The 11512-nt window shown below is 69.5% G+C and carries 11 protein-coding genes; 10 read left to right on the top strand and 1 reads right to left on the bottom strand.

Going from position 1 to position 11512, the window contains the following annotated elements; translation table 11 throughout:
• The first annotated feature begins 234 nt into the window (after positions 1-234).
• From QM693_RS35840 to QM693_RS35800, 9 genes are all read left to right on the top strand, one after another.
• Positions 235-1035: an electron transfer flavoprotein subunit beta/FixA family protein gene (locus tag QM693_RS35840; RefSeq protein ID WP_005259535.1), complete on the top strand. Its 801-nt coding sequence runs from the start codon at positions 235-237 to the stop codon at positions 1033-1035.
• Between the two features lie 46 nt (positions 1036-1081).
• Positions 1082-2038, top strand: a complete 957-nt coding sequence (locus tag QM693_RS35835; RefSeq protein WP_280781711.1) for an electron transfer flavoprotein subunit alpha/FixB family protein — start codon at positions 1082-1084, stop codon at positions 2036-2038.
• Positions 2039-2172: 134 nt separating this feature from the next.
• A complete protein-coding gene (locus QM693_RS35830) occupies positions 2173-3006 on the top strand; it encodes a GNAT family N-acetyltransferase (protein ID WP_283354670.1) in 834 nt (277 codons plus the stop codon).
• Positions 3003-3926: a lysophospholipid acyltransferase family protein gene (locus QM693_RS35825; RefSeq protein ID WP_283354669.1), complete on the top strand. Its 924-nt coding sequence runs from the start codon at positions 3003-3005 to the stop codon at positions 3924-3926. Before QM693_RS35830 ends, QM693_RS35825 begins: the two co-directional genes overlap by 4 nt.
• Positions 3927-3943: 17 nt before the next feature.
• Positions 3944-5164, top strand: coding sequence for a cysteine desulfurase family protein (locus tag QM693_RS35820; RefSeq protein WP_283334830.1), 1221 nt, complete (start codon positions 3944-3946; stop codon positions 5162-5164).
• The gene (mnmA, locus tag QM693_RS35815) at positions 5164-6258 is read left to right on the top strand and encodes a tRNA 2-thiouridine(34) synthase MnmA (protein WP_016883114.1); all 1095 of its coding nucleotides are present in this window, start codon (positions 5164-5166) and stop codon (positions 6256-6258) included. The genes QM693_RS35820 and mnmA overlap by 1 nt, the downstream gene beginning before the upstream one ends.
• The gene (locus QM693_RS35810; protein WP_280781715.1) at positions 6255-7277 is read left to right on the top strand and encodes a methionine synthase; all 1023 of its coding nucleotides are present in this window, start codon (positions 6255-6257) and stop codon (positions 7275-7277) included. Before mnmA ends, QM693_RS35810 begins: the two co-directional genes overlap by 4 nt.
• A 41-nt stretch (positions 7278-7318) precedes the next feature.
• Positions 7319-9409: an NAD-dependent DNA ligase LigA gene (ligA, locus tag QM693_RS35805; protein WP_283334829.1), complete on the top strand. Its 2091-nt coding sequence runs from the start codon at positions 7319-7321 to the stop codon at positions 9407-9409.
• Between the two features lie 57 nt (positions 9410-9466).
• On the top strand, positions 9467-9955 hold the full coding sequence (locus QM693_RS35800; protein ID WP_011598364.1) for a GNAT family N-acetyltransferase: 489 nt from the start codon (positions 9467-9469) through the stop codon (positions 9953-9955).
• Positions 9956-9992: 37 nt separating this feature from the next.
• Here QM693_RS35800 and QM693_RS35795 read toward each other — a convergent pair whose 3' ends face one another.
• Positions 9993-10643 carry an ACT domain-containing protein gene (locus QM693_RS35795; protein ID WP_025432327.1) on the bottom strand — a complete coding sequence of 217 codons (651 nt, stop codon included), beginning with the start codon at positions 10641-10643 and terminating at the stop codon, positions 9993-9995.
• Between the two features lie 204 nt (positions 10644-10847).
• On the opposite strand from QM693_RS35795, the gene QM693_RS35790 reads away from it, so the two are divergent.
• Positions 10848-11405 carry an antibiotic biosynthesis monooxygenase gene (locus tag QM693_RS35790; protein ID WP_283354668.1) on the top strand — a complete coding sequence of 186 codons (558 nt, stop codon included), beginning with the start codon at positions 10848-10850 and terminating at the stop codon, positions 11403-11405.
• Positions 11406-11512: the final 107 nt, after the last annotated feature.

Genomic DNA, 11512 nt, shown 5'->3' with positions numbered 1-11512 from the left:
AGGTTAGTGCCACCGGCAAGGTCGCTCGTCCAGGTGGTCTACATCACAGGGATGAAATGCACTTTCGGCCGTTATGGTGAACGAGACTTTCACGCAAGTTACCGACGGGTAACTTAACGTGGGGTAATCTGTCGCAGAGCCATCGTGCGACGAAATATCGACAACGAGAGCTCGGCCCATGCGGAGCAACTCGCGATAACCACGCAAGAACACACAGGAGGTCGACGAAGACCCATGACGAACATTGTTGTTTTGATCAAGCAGGTCCCCGACACGTGGTCCGAGCGCAAGCTGACCGACGGTGACTACACGCTTGACCGCGAGGCCGCCGATGCAGTGCTCGACGAGATCAACGAGCGCGCCGTCGAGGAAGCGCTCCTGATCAAGGAGGCTCAGGGCGGCGAGGTGACCGTCCTCTCCGCAGGTCCGGACCGCGCCACCGACGCCATCCGCAAGGCCCTCTCCATGGGTGCCGACAAGGCAGTGCACATCAACGACCCGGCCCTCCACGGCTCCGACGCGGTGCAGACCGCATGGACCCTGGCCGCGGCGCTGGGACAGATCACGTTCGAGAACGAAGAGCCTGCCGACCTGATCATCGCCGGTAACGAGGCCACCGACGGCCGCGTCGGCGCCGTTCCGGCCATCATCGCCGAGTACCTGGGCATCCCGCAGCTCACGCAGCTGCGCAAGCTCACGGTCGCCGACGGCACCGTCACCGGAGAGCGTGAGACCGACGAGGGCGTCTTCGGCCTCGAGGCGAGCCTGCCGGCCATCGTCAGCGTCACCGAGAAGATCAACGAGCCCCGCTTCCCCTCCTTCAAGGGCATCATGGCCGCGAAGAAGAAGGAAGTTCTCGTCTACACGCTGGCCGACCTCGGTGTCGACCCGGAGACCGTCGGTGTCGCCAACGCGGGCACCACCGTCACCGCCTCCACCCCTAAGCCCCCGCGTACCGCTGGTGAGCGCATCGTCGACGAGGGCGACGGCGGCAGCAAGATCGCTGCCTACCTCGTGGGCCAGAAGATCATCTGATCGCGCCCCTCTACAGACCAGCAGACACATACAGGGAGAGTTAGACATGGCAGAAGTACTGGTGCTCGTCGAGCACGCAGAGGGTGCGCTGAAGAAGGTCAGCACCGAACTCATCACCGCCGCTCGCGCGCTCGGTGAGCCGGCCGCAGTGGTCACCGGTCCCGCCGGCACCGCCGACAAGCTGGCCGAGGGCCTCACCGCCGCGGGCGCGGCCAAGATCTACGTCGCCGAGTCGGACGACATCGACGGCTACCTGGTCACCCCGAAGGTCGACGTGCTCGCGTCGCTCGTCGAGTCGGCCGCGCCGGCTGCGGTCATCACCGCCGCCAGCGTCGAGGGCAAGGAGGTCTCCGGACGTCTTGCTGCCCGCATCGGCTCCGGCCTGCTCGTCGACGTCGTCGACGTGAAGTCCGACGGCAGTGCCGTGCACTCCATCTTCGGTGGCGCGTTCACCGTCGACGCCAAGGCCAACGGCGACGTCCCGGTCATCTCGGTCCGCCCGGGTGCCATCGAGGCGAAGCCCGAAGCGGGCGCAGGCGAGAAGGTCTCCGTCGAGGTCCCGGCCCAGGAAGAGGGCGCCGTCAAGATCACCTCGCGTGATCCGATCGTCGGTGGCGACCGCCCCGAGCTCACCGAGGCGACCGTCGTCGTCTCCGGTGGCCGCGGTGTCGGCAGCGCCGACAAGTTCACCGTCGTCGAGGAACTCGCCGACTCGCTGGGTGCCGCTGTCGGTGCCTCGCGTGCCGCGGTCGACTCGGGCTACTACCCGGGACAGTTCCAGGTCGGTCAGACCGGTAAGACGGTCTCCCCGCAGCTGTACATCGCGCTCGGCATCTCCGGTGCGATCCAGCACCGCGCCGGTATGCAGACGTCGAAGACCATCGTCGCCGTGAACAAGGACGAGGAAGCCCCGATCTTCGAGATCGCGGACTACGGCATCGTCGGCGACCTGTTCAACGTCGCTCCGCAGCTCACCGAGGCTGTCAAGGCCCACAAGGGCTGATTTTCGGCCGACGGCGGCCCCGTTCCCTTCCAGGGAGCGGGGCCGCCGTCGTATCTTCCGTCGTTCATCCGGGCTGCATCGACACGACACCCGGGCGATGCCCTCACGCCGCCCCTGCTCGGTAAACCTGCGCCATGACAACTTCGTCAGTTCTCCGCGCACCGAGTGAGACCGCCGATTCTGTTGTAACCGCGCCCCGATACTCCCTGGTCGTCTCGTCCGACCGTGAACACCGCGTTGCGGCCCAAAGGCTGCGCTACCGCGTGTTCGCCTCCGAACCCGGATTCTCCGTCCCCGCGCACGCGGACGCCCTCGACGCCGACCGGTTCGACGACTTCTGCGACCACCTCCTCGTCCGCCACGAGGCGACCGGCGAGTTCGTCGGCTGCTACCGCATGCTCCCGCCCGACGCCGCCGCCCAGGCCGGCGGCTATTACACCGCCACCGAATTCGACATCTCCGCTCTGGACCCCGTCGGCAACCGCATCGTCGAGATGGGCCGGGCGTGCGTCGACCCCGACCACCGCTCCGGTTCGGTGCTGAGCCTGATGTGGGCAGGCATCCTCCACTACCTGCAGCTCACCGGATACGAGTGGGTCATGGGATGTGTCTCCGTGCCGATGCGGGAGCATCCGGACGCGGTGGCCGGTTCCAACGTCCGCGGGGTGCGCGACCTGCTGCTCCGCAAGTACGGCAACGACCCGGCCGCGCGGGCCGTGCCCAGGAACCCGGTGCGCGTCGACGGGCGGTCGCTCGACGAGATCGCGCCGCCCGCCCGCCCGACCCTGCCGCCGCTGCTCCGGGGCTACCTGCGCCTCGGGGCCAGGGTGTGCGGTGAGCCCGCGCACGATCCGGAGTTCGGTGTGGCCGATTTCGTCGCCCTGCAGGGACTGCACGGCGCCAACGAGCGGTACCTCGAACGCCTGCGGTCGGCGTCGGCCACTCTCGAGGCGGGGGCACAGGCATGAGCACGGCCTTGTCCGAGCCGACCGAGGTGACCGTTCACTCGTGGATGCCGTCGAGTCCGTGCGGCGCGGGGTGTCTGCCCGCGGAGGCGAACGGGGTGTCGATGCCGACCGTGGTCGTTCGGTGGTGCCTCGTGGTGTCGGCCCTGGCGACCGCGCCGCTCCTGACCGCGGGATGGTTGCTGCCCCGGTCGTGGCGAACAGGTCTGCAGAGGCGGTACGCGGCGATCCTGTTGCGCTGCATGGGAATTCACCTCCTCGTCGTCGATCATCGCGGAAAGCGGCGCCACACCGGCGGGATCCTGGTGGTGGCCGGCCACGTGTCGTGGACCGACGTGCTGGTGCTCAGCGCGCTCGCGCCGGCGAACTTCGTCGCCCGCGGGGATCTGCTGGACTGGCCGGTGCTGGGGTCGCTCGCGCGGCGGATGAGGGTGGTTCCGATCGAGCGGCAGAGCCTGCGGGCGCTCCCGGCGACGGTGGCGACGACGGCGGGCAGGCTGCGCGCCGGCGAACGAGTCGTGGCGTTCCCGGAGGGCACCACGTGGTGCGGACGGGCGTACGGCGGGTTCCGGCCCGCGCTGTTCCAGGCGGCGATCGACGCGGAATGCCCGGTTCAGCCGATTTCGCTGCGGTACACCGGCCGGGGCGGGGAGCTGACGACCGGGCCGTGTTTCGTGGGCGAGGAGACGATCGGTCAGTCGATCCGGCGCATCATCCGACAGAAGGGGCTCACCGCGGAGGTGCGGCTGGCGCCGATCGAGTATCCGGGGGAGTGCCGCCGCGATCTGGCTGCCCGGTGCGAGCGCGCCGCGCGGGGCGACGAACGGATCGATCTCGCAGCGCACGACATCCTCGATCCGCTGCAGGGTGGGGCCGGGACGGCGGCCGCGGGCATCGAGGCGGCGGAGCGTCTCGTCGCCTGAGCTATCCTGGTCACGTCATGACCTCTGCCCGCAGTGCCGATCACCCCGTCTACCTGGACCACGCAGCCACCACTCCCATGGTGCCCGCGGCCGTCCGGGCGATGACCGACATCTTCAGGACCGTGGGCAATGCGTCCTCGCTGCACGGTTCCGGGCGCGCCGCCCGCCGTCGCATCGAGGAGGCCCGCGAGTCCATCGCCGCCGACCTCGGTGCCAGGCCGTCCGAGGTCATCTTCACCTCCGGTGGCACCGAGAGCGACAACCTCGCCGTCAAGGGCATCTTCTGGGCCCGGCGCGACGCCGACCCCGGCCGGGTGCGGATTCTCGCCAGTTCCGTGGAGCACCATGCGGTTCTCGACGCGGTGGAGTGGCTCGAGAAGCACGAGGGTGCCCAGGTCACGTGGCTGCCCGTCGACGAACTGGGCCGGGTGTCCCCGCAGGCGCTGCGCGACGAACTCGCCGTCCACGCGGACGAGACGGCCCTGGTCACGATCATGTGGGCCAACAACGAGGTCGGCACGATCATGCCGATCACCGAACTCGCCGCCGTGGCGGCCGAGTTCGGTGTGCCGATGCACAGCGACGCCGTCCAGGCCGTCACGCACATCCCCGTGGACTTCGCTGCGAGCGGGCTGTCCGCGCTGAGCATCGCCGCGCACAAGGTCGGCGGACCGCAGGGCGTCGGTGCGCTGCTGCTCGGACGGCAGGTGCCGTGCGTGCCGCTGCTGCACGGCGGGGGCCACGAACGAGACCTGCGTTCGGGCACCCCGGACACGGCGGGTGTCGTCGGTATGGCGGCGGCGCTGCGCGACACGACCGCCGACCTCGACGCCCGCGCGACGGAACTGACCGTCCTGCGCGACCGCCTGATCGAGCGCGTCGGCGAGATCCTTCCCGACGCCGTGCTGAACGGGCCGGTGGGCAGCGCACGACTGCCGGGCAACGCCCACTTCACGTTCCCCGGCTGCGAGGGCGATTCACTGCTGATGCTGCTCGACGCCGCCGGGATCGAGTGTTCCACGGGCTCGGCGTGTACCGCCGGGGTCGCTCGTCCGAGCCACGTCCTGACCGCGATGGGCGTGGATTCCGCGACCGCGCGGGGATCGTTGCGCTTCTCGTTCGGGCACACGTCGACGGTGGCGGACGTGGATGCAGTCATCGCGGCACTGCCGCAAGTTGTGGAGCGGGCCCGCGCCGCCGGGCTCGCCGGTGTCGGAGCGCGTGGAGGGGATCGTTGATGCGAGTACTGGCGGCCATGAGTGGCGGCGTGGATTCCGCGGTGGCGGCGGCACGGGCGGTCGCAGCCGGACACGACGTGGTGGGCGTGCATCTCGCGCTGTCCGCCGAGCCGGGCACGCTGCGGACCGGATCCCGGGGCTGCTGCTCCAAGGAGGACGCCGGTGATGCCCGGCGTGCCGCGGACGTGCTCGGAATCCCGTTCTACGTCTGGGATTTCGCCGACCGCTTCAAGGAAGACGTGATCGACGACTTCGTGGCGTCGTATGCCGCGGGGGAGACCCCCAACCCGTGCCTGCGGTGCAACGAGAAGATCAAGTTCGCGGCGCTCGCGGACCGTGCGATCGCCCTCGGGTTCGACGCGGTGGCCACCGGCCATTACGCGCAACTCGAGAACGGCGTGCTGCGCCGTGCCGTCGACGCGGACAAGGATCAGTCGTACGTGCTCGGTGTGCTCACCGCCGAGCAGCTGTCGCGGGCGATGTTCCCGGTGGGTGACACTCCGAAGGACCGGATCCGGGAGGAGGCCGCCGAACGCGGCCTCGCCGTGGCGAACAAGCCCGACAGCCACGACATCTGCTTCATCCCGTCCGGCGACACCCGCGCATTCCTCGGCGCCCGCATCGGTGTCCGCCCGGGCAGTGTGGTCGACGCCGATTCGGGTGAGGTGCTCGCGGAACACGAAGGTGTGCACGGTTTCACGATCGGTCAGCGGAAGGGTCTCGGCGTCCAGGGTCCCGCAGCCGACGGGCAACCGCGGTACGTGACGTCGATCGAACCCGACACCGGCACCGTCCGTGTCGGTTCCGCACGCAACCTCGAGGTGCACGCGATCACGGCGGACCGCGCCGTGTGGACGTCCGGGAGCACGCCGGTCGGACCGGTCGAGTGCACCGTCCAGGTCCGGGCCCACGGCGGTCTCGCCGAGGCCGTCGCCGAAGCGGTCGACGGCGGCATCGCGATCTCCCTGCGGGAGCCGCTCACCGGTGTCGCGAAGGGGCAGGCCGTCGTCCTGTACCGGACCGATCCGGCAGGCGACATCGTGCTGGGCAGCGGAACCATCTCGGGTACCGACGCACGTCCGAACACGCAGTGACGCAGGATATCTCACTGGCCGGTGCCGTCACCGGCGTCGGCTCGTGGCCGGGTACCGATCCGCGTGAAGCCGCCACGATCGTTCTCGGCGAACTCGGCCGGCTCCCGCACCTGGTCGAGTTGCCCGCCCGCGGGCTCGGCGCCGACATGATCGGCCGCGCCAGCGCTCTGCTCGTGGATCTGCAGCTGGACGTGTCCACGACGGCTTACCGTGTGGTGCAGCGTCGCGGCTCGGTCGCCAAGCGGGCGACCGACCTCCTGAACCAGGATCTCGATGCGCTCGAGGAGGCGTGGGAGAGTGCGGGCCTCGTCGGCGCCGACCACGTGGTGAAGGTGCAGTCGGTGGGCCCACTCACGCTGGCGGCCGAGGTGGAACTCGGCACCGGCCGGCGCGTGCTCACCGACCCCGGTGCGGTGCGCGACTTCGCCGAATCGCTGGGCGAGGGGCTCGCGCGGCACGCCGCGGAGGTCACCCGACGTCTCGGCGCGCAGGTGTTGGTCCAGTTCGACGAGCCGCGTCTGCCCGCCGTGCTGGCGGGGACACTGTCCGGTCGCTCGCGGCTCGAGACCGTGCGGGCGATGCCGGAACCGGAGGCTCTCGCCGTGCTGGAGGCCGCCCTCGCCGGCTGCGGCGCGGTGACCATGGTGCATTGCTGCTCCGCGGATCTGCCCACCGACCTTCTGCGGCGCAGCAGTGCCCGCGCGGTGGGTCTGGACGTGTCACAGCTGGCGTCGACGGACCTGGACGGCATCGGCGAGTTGCTCGACGCGGGCAAGGAGCTCGCACTGGGCCTCGTCCCGACCACCGCTCCCACCGTGCCTGCCACGTGGCGCGACCTGGCTCGACCTGCGGTGACGCTGATCGACCGGCTCGGGTTCGCGCGCACGACGCTACGGACCCAGGTCGCCGTGACGCCCGCCTGCGGGCTCGCGGGCGCCGACGCGTCCTGGAGCCGGGACGCCCTGAAGTTGTGCGCCGAGGTGAGTAGCGCGTTCACCGACGACCCCGAATCACTCTGAGTCCGGCATTCGGTGTCGGCCGGACCGGTTAATCTTCGGTAGTGAGTGAATCGACCGAAGCCCCGACACCGGCCCCCGGACACGTCCGGGAGCATTGGAACGAGCTGGCCGAGGAAGTGCGGCAGCACCAGTTCCGCTATTACGTCCGCGACGCGCCCATCATCTCCGACGGCGAGTTCGACGTGCTGCTGGGCGAGCTGAACGACCTCGAAAACCAGTACCCCGATCTGCGGACGCCCGATTCGCCGACACAACTCGTCGGCGGCGGTTTCGCCACCGACTTCGCCTCCGCCGATCATCTCGAGCGGATGCTCAGCCTCGACAACGTCTTCGCCACCGACGAACTGCGCACCTGGATCAGCCGGGTGGAGCAGGAGACCGGGCCCGACCTGCACTATCTGTGCGAGGTGAAGATCGACGGGGTCGCGCTGAACCTGGTCTACGAGAACGGCCGACTCGTGCGGGCCGCCACCCGCGGCGACGGCCGGACCGGTGAAGAAGTGACGCTCAATGCGCGGACCATCGACGACATTCCGGAAAAGCTCACCGGCACAGACGAATACCCGGTCCCGGCACTCCTGGAGGTGCGCGGCGAGGTGTTCTTCCGGCTCGAGGACTTCGCCGCACTCAACGCGGCGCTCGTCGAGGAAGGCAAGGCGCCGTTCGCGAATCCCCGAAATTCCGCGGCTGGGTCGCTGCGGCAGAAGAATCCGGCCGTCACGGCCCGCAGGCGCCTCGGGATGATCTGCCACGGACTCGGCCGGAGCGAAGGATTCGAGCCGGTCTCCCAGTACGACGCGTACACGGCTCTGGCGGCGTGGGGCCTGCCGGTGTCGACCCACACCGCCCGCGTCACGGGCGCGGACGCCGTCGTGGACAGGGTGCAGTACTGGGGCGAGCACCGGCACGACGTGGAGCACGAGATCGACGGTCTGGTGGTCAAGGTCGACGAGACGTCGCTGCAACGCCGGCTGGGGTCCACGTCGCGGGCGCCGCGCTGGGCGATCGCCTACAAGTACCCGCCGGAAGAGGCCACCACCAAGCTCCTCGACATCCGGGTCAACGTCGGTCGCACCGGCCGGGTCACCCCGTTCGCCTATATGGAACCGGTCACGGTCGCCGGCTCCACGGTCTCCCTCGCCACCCTGCACAACGGGTCCGAGGTCAAACGCAAGGGCGTGCTCATCGGCGACACGGTCGTACTGCGCAAGGCCGGCGACGTCATCCCCGAGGTCCTCGGACCCGTGGTCGACGCCCGGACGGGCGACGAGTACGAGTTCGTGATGCCCACCCACTGCCCGGAGTGCGACACACCGCTGGCCCCCGCCAAGGAGGGCGACGCGGACATTCGCTGCCCCAACCAGCAGTACTGCCCCGCGCAACTCCGGGAACGCGTGTTCCACGTGGCGGGCCGCGGCGCATTCGACATCGAGGTTCTCGGCTACGAGGCCGCCACGAGCCTGCTCGAAGCCAAGGCGATCGGCGACGAGGGCGACCTGTTCTCGCTCACCGAGGACGATCTGCTCAAGACGTCGCTCTTCCGGACCAAGGCCGGCGGCCTGTCGGCCAACGGCCGCCGGTTGCTCGACAACCTCGATTCCGCCAAGGACAAGCCGCTGTGGAGGGTGCTGGTCGCGCTGTCCATTCGCCACGTCGGTCCCACGGCGGCGCGTGCGCTGGCCGGTGAGTTCGGGTCGCTCGCGCGGATCCGGGAGAGCTCCGTCGAGGAACTCGCGGCGGTGGACGGGGTCGGCGGCACCATCGCCGCGGCTGTCGCCGAGTGGTTCGGCGTCGACTGGCACCTGCAGATCGTGGAGAAGTGGTCCGCGGCCGGGGTTCGCATGGAAGACGAACGCGACGAATCGATTCCGCGCCACCTCGAGGGACTGTCGATCGTCGTCACGGGGTCCCTGGAGACGTTCTCGCGCGACCAGGCGAAGGAGGCGATCCTCGTCCGAGGTGGTAAGGCCGCGGGTTCGGTGTCGAAGAAGACGGCATTCGTGGTGGTCGGCGAATCGCCGGGCTCGAAGCACGACAAGGCCGTCGAACTCGGAGTGCCGGTCCTCGACGAGGACGGGTTCCGCCGACTGCTGGAGGGTGGTCCGGACGCGGTCGCGGATTCCGGGGTGTGATCGGAACCTCACGCTCGCATTTTGGGCGGCGTGAGCAGTCCTGTCATAGTTCTGGACATGATCGAGATTCGGAATGCGACGCCGGACGACTACGAGGCCGTCGGTGACCTCACGGTGATCGCCTACGTGGGCGGCGGATTCGTGGAGGCGCACGATCCGTACACGAACCGGTTGCGCGACACCGCCGAGCGGGCGGAGAAGGCGGATGTGCGGGTGGCCGTGAAGGAGGGCCAGATCGTGGGTTCTGTCACGATCGCGGATCCGGCCTCCCCGTACGCCGATGTCGCGCAGCCGGGTGAGCTCGAATTCCGGATGCTCGCCGTGACACCCGACGCCCGCGGTTCCGGGGTCGGGTCGGCGCTCGTGCGGCACGTCCTGGACACGGCGTACGACCGCGGGGACCGCGCGGTCGTGATGTCCACCCAGCCGGACATGGAAGATGCCCGCCGCATCTACGACCGCAACGGTTTCGTGCCTGTGCCCGAACGCAATTGGGCGCCCGTGCCGGGTGTCGAGCTGACCGTCCTGGTCCGCGAGCTCGTCTGAGGCGACCACCCCCGGACCTCCCGGCCCGGGACGGTGGTCAGCTCAGAACCGTCGCGATGATGCCGGCGAGGTAACCCAGCCGGGCGATCTCGGACGGACGGAACTCCGGGCCGCCGGGACGGCCGAGCATCAGCACACGGCCGGTGGTCCCGAGGGGAGCCGCCGCGAGTGTGGTGTTCATGTCGCGCCACACCTGCGGCACCCAGTCACCCTCGCCGTCGAGCGCGGTGGGCTTCTCCAGCGGCATCCACGGGATCTCGGTGGCATGGGTCTCGGGAGCTCCCGAGCTGCCGACCACACGGTATGCGCCGTGCGGGCCGAGGTCGGCGACCACGGACCAGCCGACCCGGAGCACGCGCGGCGCCCCGTCGACGAGGACCTGCAGTCGATCGTCCGCCGCGGTGGCGACCTGGTCGATGAGCTCGAGCTCGCGGTGGGTGTCGAGGATTCCGGCGTACGGCCGGATGGAGTCGACGGTGACGCCGGGCAGGTTCTCGGCGGCCGTGATGAGGGTGTCGGGGAGCGATCCCGGCTCGACATCGACCACGAGGTCGTCGATGGCGAATCCGGCACCCCGTTCCACCACGTCGAGCGACAGAATGTCAGCACCCACCGAGCCCAGGGCGACGGCGAGAGAGCCGAGGCTACCGGGACGGTCGGGGAGCTGGACGCGAAGCAGATACGACACGTGCGTCCCTTTCACCACGAGATAGACGCGGGAGTACCTGCGACCCCCGTCGCTCACCATCCTTGCACTTTCGTTCCCGAGTATGCGGTCCCCCCTGCGGCTTCGCCGGGGACGGGACGGGGACGTGCAGGTCGCGCTCGATTCGTGACACTGCCGATACGGATTCGCCTCGTCCGCGAAACACGACAGCCCAAACATGGGTGCATGAACATCACGGCAACGGGAGTGACGACGTCCGTCTCGCGGCGGGTGGCGGCGGGCCGGGAACAGGAATTCCTGCGCTGGACGGACGCCGGGATGGCAATGGCGGGCACGTTCCCGGGGTTCCTCGGCGGGGGATGGCTGCGCGCGGCGACCGACCCCGAGCAGTACCACGTGGTGTACCGGTTCGCGGACGAGGACACTCTCGACGCGTGGACGACGTCGCCCGCCAGGAAGGTGTGGGTGGGCAGGGGAACTGGTCTCGCGCAGGACACGGTCACGCACCGGCTGACCGGGGTGGAGGGCTGGTTCGAACCGCAGTCGACGCTCACGCACGCCGTTCGGGTCACGCCGCCACCGCCGCGGTGGAAGCAGGCGGTCACCATCTGGCTCGGTTTCTTCCCGATCTCACTTCTCATCGCGTTGTACGTCACTCCTCGGCTCTCGGCCCTGGACGTGGTGACGCGCACCGTGGTGGCGTCGGTGGTCACGACTCCGGTGATGGTCTTCGTGGTTCTGCCGTTCCTGACGGGCAGGTTGCGGCGCTGGCTGCACGGCTGATCGGGCCACGCTCTAGGCTGGGACCCACTTGTGTACGTCCGAACCGAAAGGGGCCCCGCGGTGCCTGCCATCTCCCGTGACGAGGTCGCGCACCTCGCGCGGCTGTC

This window comes from Rhodococcus sp. IEGM 1305 (genome assembly GCF_030058635.1).
GTDB lineage: Bacteria > Actinomycetota > Actinomycetes > Mycobacteriales > Mycobacteriaceae > Rhodococcus_F > Rhodococcus_F opacus_D.
This window is presented reverse-complemented; position numbering and strand designations above follow the sequence as displayed.

Excerpts from the sequence above, each read along its gene's own strand:
- QM693_RS35825 (WP_283354669.1), top strand. The coding sequence starts at position 3,003 with ATGAGCACGGCCTTGTCCGAGCCGACCGAGGTGACCGTTCACTCGTGG.
- QM693_RS35800 (WP_011598364.1), top strand. The coding sequence starts at position 9,467 with ATGATCGAGATTCGGAATGCGACGCCGGACGACTACGAGGCCGTCGGT.
- QM693_RS35830 (WP_283354670.1), top strand. The coding sequence starts at position 2,173 with ATGACAACTTCGTCAGTTCTCCGCGCACCGAGTGAGACCGCCGATTCT.
- QM693_RS35820 (WP_283334830.1), top strand. The coding sequence starts at position 3,944 with ATGACCTCTGCCCGCAGTGCCGATCACCCCGTCTACCTGGACCACGCA.
- QM693_RS35840 (WP_005259535.1), top strand. The coding sequence starts at position 235 with ATGACGAACATTGTTGTTTTGATCAAGCAGGTCCCCGACACGTGGTCC.
- QM693_RS35790 (WP_283354668.1), top strand. The coding sequence starts at position 10,848 with ATGAACATCACGGCAACGGGAGTGACGACGTCCGTCTCGCGGCGGGTG.
- mnmA (WP_016883114.1), top strand. The coding sequence starts at position 5,164 with ATGCGAGTACTGGCGGCCATGAGTGGCGGCGTGGATTCCGCGGTGGCG.
- QM693_RS35835 (WP_280781711.1), top strand. The coding sequence starts at position 1,082 with ATGGCAGAAGTACTGGTGCTCGTCGAGCACGCAGAGGGTGCGCTGAAG.